Consider the following 18072-nt stretch of genomic DNA (forward strand, 5'->3'; position numbering starts at 1 on the left):
CCCCGGGCTCGCCGAACGGGCAGGCCACGAACCGCTCCGCGGTCAACCCCGGACGGTTCAGGTAACCCCGCGCCAGACCCGGACCGGCGATGTACACCTCCCCCACCACCCCGGGGGCGACCGGCTCCAGCACGTCGTCCAGGACGAACACCCGCATCGTGAAGGTCGGACGGCCCAGCACCGGCTGCGGCGCACTCCTGGGATCGGCGAAGACCTGATAATCGGTGCATTCGGTGGGCCCGTAAAGGCTGAAGGCGCGGGTGCCGTCGCCGGCCGACCCGAGCCATTCCCACAACGACTGTGGCACCGCCTCACCGCCGACCACCAGCAGCGGCGGGAGCGGCCGGCCGTCGAACAGGCCGCCCGCCACCACGGACGCCATGTGGGAAACGGTCAACTCCAGGAAGTCGACGTGGTGCTCATCCAGCCAGCGGGCCAGCAGCCCGACGTCGGCGAGCGTGTCCTGACCGACGATGTGCAGCTCGTGGCCCTCGGTCAACGCCGACAGCTGATCCCAGGAGGCGTCGAAGGATATGGAGGAGGTCAGCGCCACCCGCAGAGGCCGGCTCGGAGCGACCTCGGCGGCACCGAAGACCTCCTCGCGGTGGACGGCGAGATAGCTCGTGATGCTGCCATGTGATACGGCCACACCCTTGGGCGTCCCGGTCGAACCGGAGGTGTAGATGACGTAGGCGGGATGGGCCGGAACGAGCGGAGCGGTGCGCTCGGCGTCGGCCGGATCACGCTCCCGGGCCGGGTCGGCGGCGAGCTCGGCACGCAGCACCGGGTCGTCGAGGACCAGCAAGGGGACACCGGCCGGCAGCCGGCCCACGGTGTCCTGCCGGGTCACGACGTACGCCGGCCGCGCGTCCTCCACCATGAACCGCACCCGGTCCACCGGGTACTCGACATCGATCGGCAGGTACGCCGCACCGGCCTTCACCACGCCGAGCAGGGCCACAATGAGGTCGGCCGAGCGGGGCAGCGCCAGCGCGACGACGGACTCCGGGCCGACCCCGTGCTCGATCAGGTGGTGCGCCAGGCGGTTGGCCCGGACATTGAGCTCCCGGTAGGTCAGCGCGCCCTCGTCCGAGACGACCGCGGTGGCCTCCGGGGACCGGACGGCCTGGGTCTCGAACAACGCCGGCAGGGTACCGGCCCGGACCGGGCGGACCGGCTCGTTCCAGGTGCGCAGGACCTGCTCGCGCTCCGCCTCGGAGAGCACCGGAACCCGATCCACCCGCCGGTCCGCGTCGGCGCTCACCGAGTCCAGGACCCGGACGAAGCGTTCGGCGATCCGCTCGACACTCCCGCGATCGAACAGATCGACGGCGTACTCGACGATGCCCGCGATCCCGGCGGGCCGGCCGTCGGGCCCGCGCCGTTCGCGGAACTCGAAGTTCAGGTCGAACTTGGCGGTGTCCCAGGCCGGGAGGTCGATCTCCTCGACCAGCAGGCCAGGCAGCTCGAAGGCGATCCTGGCGTCCGTCTCGAACCCCACCATGACCTGGAACAGCGGGTGGCGGGCCAGGGACCGGGGCGGATCGACGATCTCCACCAGGCGTTCGAAGGGCAGGTCCTGGTTCTCCAGGGCCGCCAGGTCGGTGTCCCGGACCCGGGCCAGGAGGTCCCGGAAGGTCGGGCTCCCCGAGAGGTCGGTCCGCAGCACCAGGGTGTTGGCGAAGATCCCGACCAGGTCGTGCAACGCCTCATCGACGCGGCCGGCCACCGGCGTGCCCAGCGGGATGTCGGTGCTCGCGCCCAGCCGGGAGAGCAGCGTCGCCAGAGCGGCCTGCACCACCATGAACGGCGTCACACCGGTCTCGCGGGCCAGCTCCTCGACGCGTGCGTGCGCCGAGGCGTCGATGGTCACCGGCACCTGGGCACCGCGGTGACCCGCTCTCGGCGGACGCGGCCGGTCGAACGGCAGGGCCAGCTCCTCAGGCAGCCCGGCCAGCCTCTCGCGCCAGTACGCCGACTGCCGGGCCAGCACGCTGTGCGGGTCGTCCTCGGCCCCCAGCAGATCCCGCTGCCAGTACGTGTAGTCGGCGTACTGGACCGGCAGCTCGTCCCACTCCGGCGCGGCCCCGGCCACCCGGGCCGCGTACGCCGCCGCGAGGTCCCGGCCCAGCGGGCCCGAGGACCAGCCGTCACACGCTATGTGGTGCACCAGCAGGACCAGCACGTGCTCGTCCCGTGCCACCGAGAACCCCCGCACCCGTACCGGGATCTCGGAAGCCAGGTCGAACACGTGCCCCGCGGCCTCGGCCGCCAGCGCGGTCACCTCCGCCGCGCCGGCGTCGGCCCACACGACCGGCAGCACGACCTCGTCGGCGGGCACGATCCGCTGGACCGGCTCGCCGTCGACCACGGGGAAGACCGTCCGCAGGCTCTCGTGGCGCCGCACCACGTCGAGCAGGGCCTGGTGGAGCGCCGCCCGGTTCAGTGACCCCGACATCCGCAGCACCCACGGCACGTTGTAGAGCGCGCTCGGCCCCTGCACCTGACCGATGAACCACAACCGCCGCTGCGCGAACGACAACGGAATCATTCAGGCTCCTTTTGAATAGAGCAGGCCCTCGCTCCACACCAGGCCGAGCTGTCCCCACTCGATCGCCGACGCGACGTCCGGGAAGAAACTGCGGCCGTGGTAGTTGGCGCTGGTGTTGCACAGGACCGGAATTCCGCTGCACTTGTAGTACTCGCGCAGGATCGCGTGCAGGTTCGGGTCGTCGGACTCGTTGACGGTCTGCAGCCGCGCGGTGCCGTCCAGATGCAGGACGGCCGGGACACGATCGACCCACTCCGGGCGGACCTTGTGCTCGAAGAGCATGTGCGGGTCCGGCGTGCCCGGGTCGAAGATGGCGGGCGCGTGCTCCTCCAGGCAGATCGGCGCGACCGGCCGGTAGTGCTCGCGGTTCTTCACCTCGTTCAGCAGCTTCTTCATCGTCGCCTCGACGGCCGGGGCGATGATGCTCCGCCCGCCGAGCGCCCGGGGCCCCAGCTCGGCGCGGCCGTTGAGCACGACCGCGGCCTTGCCCGTCTCGTGCAACATCCGGGCCAGCTCCTCCGGCGTGCACGGCGAGACGCTCCACCCCTGCGGCACGTCGGGCGTCGGCTCCAGCTCGGGCCCGAGCCTGGTGCCCCACTCGATCGGCCGGAGACCCTCGCCCCCGGCCGCGGCGAGGCAGGCCGCGCCGATCGCGACGCCGGAGTCGTCCGGGAACGGCGGCACCCACATGGACTTGATCATCGGGTGGGCCCGCAGGGCGCTGTTCCACTTGATGTTCAGCGCGCAGCCGCCGGCGAAGCACAGGTTCCAGGGGCCGTCGCCCTTCCAGGCCCGGATCTTCCGGGTCACCCGGTCGATCAGCAGCTCTTCGAGGAAGGTGTGAACGCTGGCCAGCACGTCCTCGTCGGAGACCCCGAGGCCCGTGGTGCGCTGCTGCACGGCCGTGAGGAACTGGTGCACGTAGGAATGGGACGGCTCGCCGGTGCTGCCGCAGCCGATGATGGTCTCGCGGTAGCTCCGCACCCGCGGCGAGTCCGCGTCGAAGTACTCGAAGAACTCCTCGCGGAAGACCTGCTTGATCTCCTCCCGCGACGTGCCGAGGGCGATGTACGCCATCATCTTCCCGGCCACGGAGAGGTCGTCGACGTTCTTCGACTTGTTCGGCCGCCTGAACGGGCCCCAGTACTGGGAGGCCATCGCGTAGGTGTGGCCGATGAGCGCGAACGCCTCGCCACCCGGCTCGATCCGGCCGTCGGCGTCCACCGAGTAGAGCCGCGGGAAGCAGCCGCCGTCCCACACCAGGACCATCGACGGCTCGCCGCGCCGGGCGAACGGGCTGGTGCAGTAGGCCGAGGCCAGGTGCCCGGCCACGTGGACGTAGCTGTCGTAGTCGAGGGACCGGCCGCCGATGAGGATCCGGCCGCGGTGGCCGGGCAGGCCCGGGTCGGGCACCAGGGACGTCTCGCGGTACGGGGCGACGAGGACCTCGGTCCTGGCGCCGCCGGAGAGCACCGAGACGTGGCCGTTCTCGGCGCCGTCCCAGCCGTCCAGCGCCCATCGGCCGACGTCGCCGAGCCCGACCCCGAACGTGGACATGATCGTGACCAGGTCGTCGAGTTCGTCCACGTTGCTGTACCGGGCGCCGTTGGCGATCTTCTGCATCTCGATGTTGCACACGAGGCGGTCCTCGTCGAGCAACGCGATGCCGCCGCTCTGGGTGAGCTTCACGCCTGCCGTGATCATGGTTTCGCGTCTCCTGTTCGTCGAAGGGCTCATACGCCGGGCCGTGCGGCGCCGGGATCGCCGTGGGTCAGTTCGCTCAGCCGTCGCCCGGGGCCGTCGATCATGGCGCCGAGCAGGCTCCGGTAGTGGTCCGGGAGGTCCTCGGCGAGATCCGCGGGAACGAGGTCGGCCGCGACCTCGACGTCGCACCGGAGCCCGTCCGCGCCTTCCACGATGTTCAGCGCCAGGGGATGGCCGGTGTGCTTGATCGGCAGCGGATCGGCCTCGGACACCGCCAGCCCTTCCAGGGGAGGCACCGCCACCCGGCGGTAGAACGAGATCGAGGTCGTGAACAGCTCGCCACGCAGGCCGGCCCCGGCCGGGGCGAGATCCCTGATCAGGTCCGCGAACGGGTAGTCCTGGCTTTCGAGCCCGGTCACCAGGTGGTCCAGGACCTCGGCCACGTACTCCTCGACCAGGACGCCCGGCGGCATCCGCAGGCGCAACGGCAGCAGGTTCGAGCAGTACCCGACCACGGGGTCCAGCTCCGGCGGGCGGCGGGCGGAGGCGACCGGGACGACCAGGTCGTCCTGTCCCGTCACCCGGTGCAGCACCGCCCCCCACGCCGCGACCAGGTAGGCGAACACCGTGGCGCCCTGTTCGCGGGCGGTGGCGCGCATCCGGTCGCGGAACGCCGGATCGATGAGGAAGCTGTGCCGCACCGCCCGGTACGGGAAGGCCGCCGCCCCGCCCGACGCGGGCAACCTCGTCGGGGGCGCGTCCTTCAGAAGGCCGTGCCAGTACTCCCGGTGCTCGGCGGCCGCCGGGCCGGCGCCGACCCGCTCGTGCCAGGCGACGTAGTCCCGGAACTGCACGGCCGGCGGCAGCTGGGCTCCGGCGCCCCGGCGGCTCGCGTTGTAGAGCTCCGCCAGGTCGCCGGTCAGGACGCCGAACGACCAGCCGTCCATCGCCGCGTTGTGCGCCGAGAGCAGCAGCAGGTGCCGCTCCGGGGCGACCCGGACCACCGCGGCGCGGAACACCGGCCCGCCGGTCAGGTCGAACCGCAGCCCGGCCCAGGAGTCCAGGAAGGCTTCGAGCTCCTCCTCGGTCCGGCAGCTCTCCTCGGTCAGCACGTCGGGCGGCGTCTCCGCCGCGGGACGCACCACGAGCGTCCGGCCGTCCGCGCCGAGCGTGCTCCGCAGCGCCTCGTGCCGCGCGACCACGCCACGCACCGCGCCGCGCAGCGCGTCGCCGTCCAGCCGGCCGTCGAGCCAGAACCCGACCGACATCCCGTACGCAGGGACGCCACCCTCGTCGAGCGCCACCAGTTGCCGCTGCGCGAGGGTGCTGGGCGGGTTCGCCGGCAGCGGCGTGGTGGCCGCCGCCGGAGCCGGCAGGCCGCCGCCGAGCACGCCGTGCTCCCGCAGCTCGGTGACGGAGTCGCGCACCGCGGTCCGGATGTGATCGAGATCGGCCTGCTCGTGCGCCGTGGACAGGAAGAAGTTGCGCAGCTCCCAGACGAACACGCCCCGGTCGAGCAGGTTGAAGTAGAGCGGGTCCATGTTCTGCTCGTGCTCGAACCGGAACAGCGAGGAGAACCGGCTGACCCTGATCGGGACGTCGAGCTCGCGGAAGTCGGCGTTCAGCTGGTCGGTGAACAGCTCGGTCCTGCGGTCGAGGTCGCGCTGAAGGCCGGGGCCCGCCGCGCGCAGGTGGTCCACCATCGCCTTGGCCGCCACCATCGACATCGGGTGCTGGTTGAACGTGCCGGCGAAGAACGTGGACGCGGCCGTCGGGCGGGAGTCGTCGCCGAAGTTCCAGACGCCGCCGTCGATGGCGTCCATGATCCCGCCCCGCCCCGCGATCACCCCGAGCGGCATGCCGCCACCGATGACCTTGCCGTAGGTGGCCAGGTCCGCCTCGATCCCGTACAGGCCCTGGACGCCGGCCGGGTGGCAGCGGAAGCCGGTCACCATCTCGTCGAAGACGAGCTTCGTGCCGTGCCGCCGGGTGATCTCCCGGACCCGGCGCAGGAACTCGGGGTTCTGCACGCCGGGGGTGCGGAGGGTCACCGGCTCGGTCATCACCGCCGCGAGCCGCGGACCGTTTCTGTCGATGTACTCAAGTGCCTCGTCGGTGCCGAACTCGAGCACGTGGACGTTCGCCACGGCGCTCGGCGGGATGCCCGCGGCGGCCGGCCGGGTGCGCGACTCGCCGCCCTCGTAGGACGCCGCGGCGAGGACGCTGTCGGCGTGGCCGTGGTACGCCGTGGAGAAGATCACGACGTCGTCGCGGCCGGTCGCCACCCGGGCGATGCGCAGCGCCGTCATGACCGCCTCCGTGCCGGTGTTCAGGAAGGCGACCCGCTCCATGCCGGTGAGCTCGATCAGGCCGGCGGCGACCTCCTCGACCAGCTCGGTGCGCGGCGCCAGGACGAAGCCGAGGTCCAGCCGCTCGCGCAGGGCCGACATCACGACCGGCGGGTTGTGGCCGAGGAGGTGGACGCCCCAGCCCAGGGTGATGTCGACGTACTCGTTGCCGTCGATGTCCCACAGCCGCGCGCCCTGACCGCGCTCGGAGACGATCGGGTACACCATCTCCTTCGTCGTGGGCCGGAAGCCGATGGAGGAGCGGCTGTCGGCGACCAGCGGCCGGAACCGCTGGGCGAACTCCTTCGAGCCCTTCGTCCGGGTGCCGAACCGGTCGGCCAGGAGCCTGAGGTACCGGGCGCGCCGCTCCGTCTCCACCGGGCCGGCCCCGCCCCGCGCGCCGGGGGCGAGCGGGACGGCCGAGCGAGGCGGGACGGGATTCGCGGAGTTCGCGGAGTTCGCGGAGTTCGCGGAGTTCGCGGAAGGCTCCGGCGCGGTGATCGCGGCGGTCGTGGGGGGCGCGGTGCCGCCGGCCAGCAGGTCGAGCTGGCGCCGCATGACGAGAAGCTGCTCGGCGATCAGGTGCTCGACGCCCGCCGGGGCACCGGACGCCGCGGGCGCCGGGGACGCGGGCACGGGCACCGGGGACGCGGGCACGGGCGCCGCGACCGGGGGCACGGCGACGGATCGCGCGACCGCCACCGGCTCGGGCGGCGCCTGCGACGGCACCTCGGCGGCGAACCGCGCCGATGCCGCTGCCGGCGCTCCCGGCAACCGCTCGGCCGGCGCGTGCGCGGCGAGGTGCGCCGCCAGGCCGGACGGCGTCGGAACGTCGCCGAACAGCTGCCGTAGCGGCACCTTGCAGCCGAAGCGGTCCTCCACCAGCCGCAACATCCCGAGCAGCGCCATCGAGTCCGCGCCGAGATCGGTGAACGAGAGATCGGGGTCCACCTGGTCCGGCGGGATGTCGAAATAGCCGCCGACCATCGCGACGACCTCTTGCAGCAGTGGCTCCACGGTGTTCTCCTCGTGGCTCATGTCAGCCTGCCCGGTCCAGGCGCGCCGCCAGGCGGTCGATCGTCGGGTTCTTGAGCAGGTCGGCCGTCGGCAGCGGCACGCGCAGCTCGGCCTCGATCCGCTTGGCGAGCCGCACCGCGAGCATCAGGTCGTCGTCGATGTCGAAGAGGCTCCGGTCGTCGCGGTCGACCTCGGTGCGCAGCACCTCGGACCACAGCTTCGTCAGCACCCGCTTCAGCTCGTCGCCGCGCGGCGGACCGCCGGGAACGGCGCCGGCGGACGGTGCCGGATCCGGCTCGTCGAGGCGAAGCCGGCTGCGGTTCAACGGATGCGCGGGCAGCGGGACCCTGCGGGGCTCCTCACCGAACCAGCCCGACCAGTCCACCGGCACGCCCGCGGTCCACAGCCGGGCCGCGTCGTGCAGCAGCCGCGCCACCGGCGCCAGCGCCGCGTCGGCACCCGTACCGGCGCCCGCATCCGCACCCGGACCGGCCGCGGGCAGCCCGTCGGGCGGGGCGCCGATGGCGAGCACCATCGCCCCGTCCGACCCCCGGCCCGCGAGGGCCTCGGCCAGCCGGCCGCCCTCCCACACATCCCGGGTCCAGTGCAGCGGATCGAGCGCCCGGGACTCCGGCAGCTCGCCGCCGGCGGCGGCCGACAGGATCGGTACGCGCGGGACCCGCGGCCGCACGGCGGGCGGCCCGTCGAGCAGGCCCGCCCGCCAGGACAGCAGCGCCAGCGCGTCGGCCTGGTCGAGGACCCCGCCATAGCAGGCCGCGAGGACTTCGCCGGCCCCCGCTCCGCCGACCGCCTCGGGCCGGACGCCGGACTCGGCCCACAACCTCGCGAGCACCTGGCCGGCGGTCACCCGGGCCGCCAGCGGGCTCTCGGCGCAGATCAGGGCACTGTCGATGGACCGCTGCGCGAGGTCGGCGACGGCGGGCAGCCGCTCGGCCAGCACCCGGAAGTCCTCGACCGGGACCTCGCCGAACAGGAACGACACCGCCGGGGCGGTCTCCGCCGCCGGCCGGGCCGCGGGCGTCCCCGCGGCAAGGGCACGCAGGCCGGCCACGGCGCCGGCGTGGTCGTCCGCGACGACGGCATGGCGGTACGCGAAGCCGCGCCGGCCGGCCCGCAGCGTGTAGGCAGCGGCGGCGAGATCGGGGGCGTCCTGCCGGTCCAGCGCGTCGGCCAGGTCACCGGCCAGCTCGCGCAGCGCCCTGTCGCTCTTGGCGCTCACCGCGAGCAGCCGCGGGCCGTCGGCCGGCGCCGGCCGGTCGAGCGGCGGCGTCTCCTCCAGGACGACGTGGGCGTTGGTGCCGCCGATGCCGAACGAGCTGACCGCGGCCCTCCGCGGGGTCGGCCCCGCCGGCCAGGCCGTCGCCACCGTGTCGATCCGGAACGGGCTGCTTTCCAGGTCGATCTGCGGGTTCGGCCGGGTGAAGCCCGGATGGCCGGGGATCTCCCGGTGCCGCAGGGCCAGCACGGCCTTGATGAAACCGGTGATCCCCGCCGCCCCGGCCAGGTGCCCGACGTTCGCCTTCACCGAGCCCAGGGCGCACTGCCCCGGCCGGGCCCCGCCGTCGGTGAACGCCTCGCTCAGCGCGGCGAACTCGATGGGGTCGCCCAGCGCCGTCGCGGTCCCGTGTGCCTCGACGAGCGTGATGGTGTCGCTGTCCACCCCGGCGACCGCGTGCGCCTCGGCGATCACCGCCCGCTGCCCCTCGAACCCCGGGGCGGTGTAGCCGATCTTGTCGGATCCGTCGTTGTTGACCGCCGAGCCCTTCACCACGGCGAGGACCTGATCGCCGTCCTCGACGGCCTCGGCCAGCCGTTTCAGGGCGACCAGGCCGACCCCGTCGCCGAACGTCGTGCCCGCGGCGTCCGCGTCGAACGGGCGGCACCGCCCGTCCGGGGAGAACATCATCCCCTCGCTGAACACGTAGCCGGGAAAGCTGTTGGCGATCACCGAGACGCCACCGGCCAGCGCGATGTCGCACTCCCCCGCGATCAGGCTCTGCACGGCCATGTGCACCGCGACCAGCGACGTCGAGCAGCCGGTCTGCACGTTGACGCTCGGCCCCGTCAGGCCGAGCTTGTAGGAGATCCGGGTGGTCAGGTAGTCCTTGTCGTTGGCGATCATGATCTCGGTGCCGTCGAAGCTCAGCGGGTCGCACGCCCGGGCCACGACGTTCGTCAGGTACGTGTTCATCGACGCGCCGGCGAACACCCCCACGGCCTGGTCGCCCGCCCCGCCCGAGTAGCCGATGGTCTCGAGCAGCTCCCACGCGACCTCCAGCAGGATCCGCTGCTGCGGATCGAGCAGCCTCCCCTCGCGCCGCGTGTAGCCGAAGAACTCGGGGTCGAAGTCGAACGCGTCGGGCAGGAACGCGGAACGCCGCACGTAGCGGGGATCGCGCAGCACCCGCTCGGGCACTCCGGCGTCGGCGAGCTCGGCGTCGGTGAACGTGGTCAGCAGGTCGTCCCCGGCGAGCAGCCGGCTCCAGAACCGTTCCAGGTCGGGGGCGCCGGGGAACCGGCCGCGCATCCCGATCACGGCCACGTCGTTCGGCCGGGCCGCCAGGCCGGCGTCGTCGTCAGGCATTCTTCCCTCCCCGTTCGCGGGCGCGCAGGCGCGCGGCGCGGACCGTGTCGTCCGCCGGCCGGGCCCGCCGGTTCGACGTCCGGTCCCCGCCGTCGTCACCGGCGGGGACCCGGCGGAGGCGCGCGGCCAGGCTGGCCACCGTCGGATGGCGGAACAGCTCGGAGACCTTCAGCGACGGGTCCGCGGCGTCGCCGGTGAGCAGTTGATGGTGGACCTGCATCAGCAGCACGGAGGTGCCGCCGAGGTCGAAGAAGTTGTCCTCGCGCCCGACGTCCGGCCGCCGCAGGACCTCGCGCCAGATGTCCGCGATCCGGCGCTCGTGGGCGCTGAGCGGCACGGCGGGGCCCGGCTCGGCCCGCGCGACCGCGCTCGCGAACTGCCCGGCCAGCCGCGCACGGTCGACCTTCTGGCTGGCGTTGAGCGGGAACGCGTCGAAGAACCCGATCGCGGCCGGCACCATGTACGGCGGCAGCCACGCGCGCAGCTCGGCCTTCAGCGCGGTCTCGGTCAGCCGCCGTCCCGGCTCGGGGATCACGCAGGCGACCAGTCGGCGGTCGTCCACCCCCGCGCCGACGACCAGCGCCGTGGACCTCCGGACGCCGGGCACCTTGTCCAGCTGGGCTTCCACCTCCTCCAGCTCGATCCGGAACCCGCTGATCTTCACCTGGTTGTCCACGCGGCCGAGGATCTCCAGCAGCCCCTGGGAGTTGACCCGCGCCAGGTCGCCGGTGCGGTACAGCCGGCCCTGGGGCTCGAAGGAGCTGTCCAGGAAACGTTCCTTCGTCAGCTCCGGCCGGTTGACGTAGCCGCGGGCGACGCACTGGCCGCCGAGGTGCAGCTCCCCGGTGAACTCCGGCGGCACCGGCCGGCCCTGCTCGTCGAGCACGTGGACCCGGGTGTTCGCCAGCGGGAGGCCGACCGGCACGCCGGTACCCGCGCAGTCCTCCGCCCGGACCTCCTGGGCGGTGACCCAGACCGTGGTCTCGGCCGGGCCGTACATGTTCCACAACGTGCCGCACCACTCGCGGGCGGTCCTGGCCAGCGGCGCGGGCAGCGGCTCGCCGCAGGAGAAGACGTGCCGCAGCGCCAGGCCCTGGGGGCCGTTCTGCCGCACCACGGCCGCGAGTCCGTGCAGCGCCGACGGGGTCTGGACGATGTGGGTGACCCGTTCCTCGACGAGCAGCCGGTGGAAGAGGTCGGGCGACCTGGCCGCGGTCGAGGGCACCACGACCAGGCGCGCTCCGGCGAGCAGGGTGCCCCACAGCTCCCAGACCGACAGGTCGAAGCCGGTCGAGTGGAAGAGCGCCCCGACCGCGGTCTCGTCCATGACGACGTGCTCGCGCATCGCCTCGATCAGGCTCAGCACGTTGCCGTGCTCGACGTCGATCCCCTTGGGCGTCCCGGTCGAGCCGGAGGTGTAGACGGTGTAGGCCACGTCGCCGGCGCCCGGCAGGTCCCCGGGCTCGCCGGCCGGCGGCAGGTCGGTCTCCGCCATCACCAGGACCGGCACCGCGGCGTCGGCCAGCATGCCCGCCAGATCCGGCTGGGTGAGCACCACCCGCGCCTCGCTGTCCTCCAGCACCATCCGGCATCGCGCCGCGGGATAGGACGGGTCCAGGACCACGTAGGCCGCGCCGGCCCGCTGGACCGCGACGATGGCGACCACCGTGTCGATGGAGGGTTCGAGCAGGAGGGCGACGCGGCTGCCCGGCCCGACTCCCTCGGCCCGCAGCCGGGCCGTCCAGCGTCCGGCCAGTTCGTCGAGCTCGGCGTAGCTGAGCTGGTCGCCGGCGCAGCGCACGGCCACCCGATCGGCGTGCCGCTCCGCGGTCCTGCGGAACCGGGCCGCCAGGCTGTCCTCCGGCGCGACGGGCACCGTCGTGGCGCGCGCGTTGATGCCGTCACCGGCACCGGCCGCGTCCTCGGGGAGGAGCGGCAGCTCCGCCACGCGCCGGTCCGGCCCGTCGATCGCGGCCCGCAGCAGTGTCAGGTAGTGCCCGGTCATCCGCCGGGCCGCCGCGGCGGAGAAGACGGACGTGCGGTGCTTGAGCAGCCCGACGAGCCGGTCCCCGTCGTGGACGATCTCCATGACGAGTTCGAGCTGGTCGTCCTGCTGGTCCAGCCGGAACGGCACGGCGGTCAACCCGGCCCAGGCGACCGGCGCCGCGCCCTCGTCGGCCACGTACAGGCCGGCGTGGGCCGGGTACCGGCCGGGCTTCTGGTAGCCGAACATCGCCTGGAAGATCGGGTTCCGGTCGCCCGCCCGGTGCGGGGCCAGCTCGCCGACCAGCAGCTCGAACGGATAGCCCTGGTGCTCCAGCGCCTCCAGCACGGTGCGGCGGGTCCGGCCGAGCTGTTCCCTGAACGACTCCGCGTCGCCCAGCTCGGCGCGCAACACGACGGGGTTGACGAAGTTCCCGACGCTCTCGTACGCCGTCCGGTCGGTCCGGCCGGCGAACGGGGCCCCCACCAGCACGTCCCGCTGCCCGGTGTAGCGGCTGACGAGGACCTGGAAGGCCGTCAGCAGCACCACGTAGGGGGTGACCCCCTCCTCCTTGGCCAGCGCGGCCACGTCGCGGGCGAGCCCGGCGGGGAAGGGGAACACGATCGATCCGCCCTCGCCGGCGTCCGCCGGGTCGAGGTCGAACCGGGGCCATTCGGTGGGATCCAACCGGCCGGCGAGCTGGGCGTGCCAGTAGGCACGTGCCCTGCGGCCCTTCGGGCCGGAGATCAGCGCGCTCTGGTGCGCGACGAAGTCGCTGTACGGGACGTTGCGCCCGGGCAGCTCCGCGGGGCGCCGTTCGGCCTCCGCGAGGTAGAGCGATTCGAGCTCGGCCACGATGATGCCGAGCGACCAGAAGTCGCACACCACGTGGTGGAGGGCCAGCAGGACGACGGCCTCTCCGGGCGCCACCTGATACACCCGGACGCGGACCAGCGGGCCGGTCGCCAGGTCGAACGGGCTGCGGTGGGCGGCCCGCACCGCCTCGTCGAGCCGCTCCCCGGTCCATCGGCGGGCGTCCAGCTCGGCGAAGTCGGGTTCGAGCCAGCCGTGCACGGTCTGGCGGCCCGCGGTGCCGTCCGGGCCGCCCGCCCCCACCGGGCCGAAGGTGGTGCGCAGCGCCGCGTGCCGGCCGACGAGCGACCGGATCGCCCGGTGGAGCGTGGCGGGGTCGAACCCGCCGGTGAACCGGGCGGTGAAGGCGACATTGTAGGAAGCGCTGTCCGGGTTCATCTGGTGCAGCAACAGCAGCGAGCGCTGCGCGTACGAGAGCGGATGCTCGGTCCGTGCCCGGCCGGCCCGCGACCGGAGCGTCGCCTCCAGCCGCGTCCGGGTGTCGTGGTCGGTCATGAGATCGTCCTCTCGGTCGATCCGGCGGCGTCGTGGACGGCCAGCCAGGGCAGCAGGGCCTCGATCTGGTCCTGGGTCAGCGCGTGGAACGAGGCCAGCAGCCGTTCCGCCTCCTCGGGCGAGAACGGATCCGCGGCGGGCGCGGACGCCTCGCTCACGGTCGGCGGCGCGGAGCCCCCCGCGCGGTCGATCCGGACACCGGCCCGTTCCAGGCGGTCCAGGTGCTCCAGGACCGTGACCGGGTCCGGGTTGCGGGCGGACAGACCCGGCAGCCAGACCTCGTCGCCGCCGGCCTGGGCCCGGCCCGCGGCGGTGAGCGTCCGGCCGGGCCCCACTTCGAGGAAGACCGTGCAGCCGCCGTCGAGCAGGCGGCGCAGGCCGGGGAGGAAGCGGACCGGCGAGGTGAGCTGACGGCCCCAGTACTCCGCGCCGAGATCCCCGCCGGTCGCCCACGCGCCGGTGAGGTTCAGCGCCAGCGGCACGGCCGGCGGCCGGTGGGCGACCCGGCCCGCCGCCGCCACCAGGGCCGGGACGGCCGGGGCGACCAGCGCCGAGTGGAAGGCGTGCGTGGTCGCCAGCGGGATCGTCAGCCAGCCCCGCTGCTCGAACGCGCCCTCCAGCGCCCGCATCGCGGCGTCCGTGCCCGAGACGGTGACGCGTTGCGGCGCGTTGTAGGCCGCGACCGCCGCGTCCTCCTGGGCGGCGACCAGCCGCTCCAGCTCGGCCAGGTCGGGACAGCTCACGACGACCATCCGGCCGGCACCGGGGACGGCCGCGAAGGACCGGCCGCGCGCGCTGACCAGTTCGAGCCCTTCCTCGGCATCGAACACCCCGGCCACGCAGGCGGCCGCGTACTCGCCGAGGCTGTGGCCGATCACCGCGGCCGGCGTCACCCCGTACGAGGCCCAGAGCTCCGCCAGCGCGACCTGAAGGAGGAAGACCGCCGGCTGGAGCAGCTCGGCCCGGGTCTGGGCGGCCGTGTCGGCGAACACCTCCAGCGGGCCGACGCCCGTGAGGCGGCGGAAGGCGTCCGCCCGCCGGTCGATCGCCGCGCGGAACACCGGGTGCTCGCGGTGCAGCCCGACGCCCATGCCGGCGTACTCGGAGCTCTGCCCGGGGAACATGAACCCGATCCGGGGTCCGGTCTCAGCCACTGTCACGGCTCCCCCTCCTGCGCAGCGCGGGCCGGGGGCCGCTGCCGGCGGCGGTGAGCTGGGCCGCCATGCCCCGGATCGTCTTGGAGTCGAAGACCGCCCGGACGTTGAGCTCGCACCCCAGGACGGCGCGCACCCGGCTGCTCACCTGCATGGCGAGCAGCGACGTTCCGCCGAGGGTGAAGAAGTCGTCGTCCGGATGGGCCTCCGGGAGGTCGAGCACCTCGGCCACGATCGCGCACAACTCCTGTTCCCGGGGATCGGCGGGCGCCGCGCCGGCCCGGCCCGCACCCGGCCCGGTGCTCGACGGCCCGGTGCCCGACGGCTCAGTGCCCGACGACTCAGTGCCCGACGGCCCGGTGCTCGACGGCGCGCGGGCCGCCAGCGCTCTGCGGTCCAGCTTGCCGCTGGCCGTGACCGGGAACGTGTCGAGAACCTCCACCCGGTCGGGCAACATCACGGAGGGCAGCCTGTCCCGCAGGAACTCCCGGACGGCCGAGGTCGTCAGCCCGGCCCCGCCTCCGTCGCCCGGCACGACGCAGGCCACCAGCTTCGCCAGGGGCGTGCCCTCGCCGGTCGCGACGACGGCGGCCCTGGCGATGGCGGGGTGGGCGAGCAGCGCGGCCTCCACCTCGCCGGGCTCGACGCGCACGCCGCGGATCTTGACCTGGTCGTCGATCCGGCCCAGGAACTCCAGCTGCCCGTCCGGACGTAGCCGGCCCTTGTCGCCGGTGCGGTACATGCGCTGTCCAGGGACGTCGCCGAACGGGTCGGCGACGAACCGCCCGCTGGTGTGCCCGGGTTGCCCCACGTAGCCCTGGCCCACGCCGGGCCCGCCGATGCAGACCTCGCCGGCGAACATCGGCGGCAGCAGCTGGAGCTGGTCGTCGACGATGTACAGCCGGGACCTCCCGGCCGCGCGCCCGGCCATCTGCCGGGGGTGCCCGCGGATCTCCGTCAGGGTCGACTCGACCGTGCACTCCGTGACGCCGTACGAGGTGAACGCGAGAAGCCCGGGCTCGTCGCGCAGGCGCTGCCACAACCGGTCGGACGCCTTCTCGTTGCCGGTCACCAGGATCTTCGGCCGGTGCGGCAACTCCAAGAGGCCGCCGTCCACCAGGACCTCCAGCTGGCTGCAACTGAGGTCGAGCACGTCGATCGCCGCCTCGGGGTCCGTTCCCCGGGCGAGGAGGCGGAGCGGGTCCATGCGCTCGTCGTCGTCGATCAGCACCAGCCGGTGCCCGAAGGCCATCATGGCCAGGCACTGGTTGACGAACACGTCGAAGGTCAGGGCGCTGATCCCTCCGACGGTCGCCTGCCGGCCCGCGGGCAGCCGGGCGTACATCGGGGCGAGCTGGGTGGTGGCGAGCGCGACCACGCCCGCCTGGTCGATGACGACGCCCTTCGGCCTTCCTGTGGAGCCCGAGGTGAAGACCACGTAGGCCGGAGCGGCGGCCGGGCGGCGCGTGACGCCGGGTTCCTCCTCGGCCGGCCGGGTCGCGTCCGCCAGGAGCCCGGCCGGGGAGACCGTCTCCACCCCGGCGAAGGGCTCGTCCGCGACCAGCAGGGCGGCGCCCGCCTCCTCGATGAGCATCCGGCGGCGGGCCTCGGGCTGCCGTGGGTCCAGCAGCAGGAAAGCGCCGCCCGCGCACCAGGTGCCGAGCATCGCGGCGAGCAGGTCGGTGCGCCTGGGCAGGCAGATCCCCACCACGGTGCCGGTCCGCACGCCGCGGGCACGCAGGCCCGCGGCCGCCGCCCGCGCCCGGCCGGCCAGCTCGGCGAAGGTGAGGTGCTCCGCCCCCGCGCGCACCGCTTCCCGGTCCGGGGTGGACGCGGCGGTCAGCTCGAAGAGCTCCCACGCCGAGGTGCGTGTCACGGCGGCACCGTCACGCGTCCCCTCGCCGGCGCCGAGCGCCAGCGTCCGCGCCAGCCCGGCCTCGTCGAGGATCGGGACCCTCCCGAGCGGGACGTCGGGCGTCCGGACGAGCGACCGCAGCAGGGTCCCGTACGCCTCGGCGAACCCTCGCATGGTCGCGTCGGAGAACCGCCGCCGGTCGTACTCGACGGTGACCGCGAGCTCCCCGTCCGGCCGCTGGACGCGCAGGTTCAGGTCGAAGTGCAGCCCCGACTGGTCCGACCGGTCCGGCACGACCGTCACCTGGAGGCCGTCCAGCGCCCAGACCCGGTTCGGGTCGAGCGTGTCGTACTCGATGTTGGCCTGGAACAGCGGGTTGCGGTCGGCGTCCCGTTGCGGCGCCAGGGCGTCCACCACGGCCTCGAACGGCACGTCCTGGTAGTCCAGCGCGTCCTGGACCGTGTCCCCGACCCCGTCGAGGAACTGGGCGAAGGTCGGCGTCGGCGGCACCTGGGCGCGCAGCACCACCGTGTTGGCGAAGAACCCGATCGTCCGGAAGAAGTCCGGGTGCGGCCGGCCCAGCATCTGCGCGCCGACCGTCACGTCGCTCTCCCCCGTCCAGCGCCGCAGCAGGACGAAGTACACCGCGAGCAGGACGGTGAACGGGGTGACCTTGTGCTCCTCGCAGAACGCCGCGAATTCCGCCCGCACACCCTCAGGCAACAGCACGGGCAGCCGGGAGCCGACGGCCCCGTCCTGGCCGGGCTCGCCGTCCTCGGGCAGGCGCGGCGGCCGGACGCCGGCCAGCCGGCCGCTCCAGTAGTCCAGGCCCTCGCGATCCACCCCGCGGCTGTTCTGCGCCAGGCAGAACTCGGCGTACTGGGTGACCGGCGCGGCGAGGGCACCCGCCTCGGGGTCGGTGTAGGCCAGGCGCAGTTCCTCGGCGAAGATCTGCGCGGAGATCTCGTCGATGACGATGTGGTGGAAGGCGAGGAGCACCAGGTGCTGTCCGGCCCCGACGCGGATGACGCTCGCCCGCCACAGCGGCCCCGCCACGAGGTCGAACGGGATGTCGGCCAGCTGCCGGGCCTCGGCGCGCGCCCATTCCCGCCGCGCGTCCGGCGACCCGCCCCGGGCCTCCACGACGTCGCCCAGGACGGGGCGGGCGGCGACGTCGTCAGCGGACCGCACCACCTGGAGAACGTCGCCGTCACGCTCCAGGAACGTCGTCCGTAAGGCGTCATGCCGGCGGCGCAGCACGTCGAGCGCGCGCTCGAGGCGGTCCGTCTCGAGGTCCCCGCCCACGGCGAGCATCACTTTCCAGTTGGCGGCGGTGCCGCCTGGCTCCATGACCCAGGCGAAATACATCCTCCGCTGCGCGGATGACGCGGTGACAATCCGGGAATCGCGCCCGCCCCCATTATCGTCAAACATTCCGGACACGAAGGAACCCCCACCGAATATGTTCTGTCCTCGAAAATTCAGC

Annotated in this window: 7 protein-coding genes; all 7 read right to left on the minus strand. The window is 73.6% G+C overall.

The window, feature by feature from the left end:
• On the minus strand, positions 1-2551 hold a 2551-nt coding region (locus AB0H75_RS34995; RefSeq protein WP_367803923.1), incomplete at its 3' end, for a condensation domain-containing protein.
• Positions 2552-4255, minus strand: a complete 1704-nt coding sequence (locus tag AB0H75_RS35000) for a carbamoyltransferase N-terminal domain-containing protein (protein ID WP_367803924.1) — start codon at positions 4253-4255, stop codon at positions 2552-2554.
• Positions 4256-4284: 29 nt separating this feature from the next.
• A complete protein-coding gene (locus AB0H75_RS35005; RefSeq protein ID WP_367803925.1) occupies positions 4285-7641 on the minus strand; it encodes an aminotransferase class III-fold pyridoxal phosphate-dependent enzyme in 3357 nt (1118 codons plus the stop codon).
• 1 nt (position 7642) lies between these two features.
• Complete coding sequence (locus AB0H75_RS35010) at positions 7643-10225, minus strand: type I polyketide synthase (protein WP_367803926.1); 2583 nt, start codon at positions 10223-10225, stop codon at positions 7643-7645.
• Positions 10218-13577 (minus strand): amino acid adenylation domain-containing protein, encoded by a 3360-nt coding sequence (locus tag AB0H75_RS35015; protein WP_367803927.1) that lies wholly within the window; start codon positions 13575-13577, stop codon positions 10218-10220. Before AB0H75_RS35015 ends, AB0H75_RS35010 begins: the two co-directional genes overlap by 8 nt.
• Entirely contained in the window at positions 13574-14731 is a 1158-nt protein-coding gene (locus AB0H75_RS35020) for an acyltransferase domain-containing protein (protein ID WP_367803928.1), read from the minus strand. The genes AB0H75_RS35015 and AB0H75_RS35020 overlap by 4 nt, the downstream gene beginning before the upstream one ends.
• Positions 14724-18020, minus strand: a complete 3297-nt coding sequence (locus AB0H75_RS35025; RefSeq protein ID WP_367804125.1) for an amino acid adenylation domain-containing protein — start codon at positions 18018-18020, stop codon at positions 14724-14726. The genes AB0H75_RS35020 and AB0H75_RS35025 overlap by 8 nt, the downstream gene beginning before the upstream one ends.
• Positions 18021-18072: the final 52 nt, after the last annotated feature.

The sequence above is a fragment of the Nonomuraea sp. NPDC050783 genome (assembly GCF_040802095.1).
GTDB lineage: Bacteria > Actinomycetota > Actinomycetes > Streptosporangiales > Streptosporangiaceae > Nonomuraea.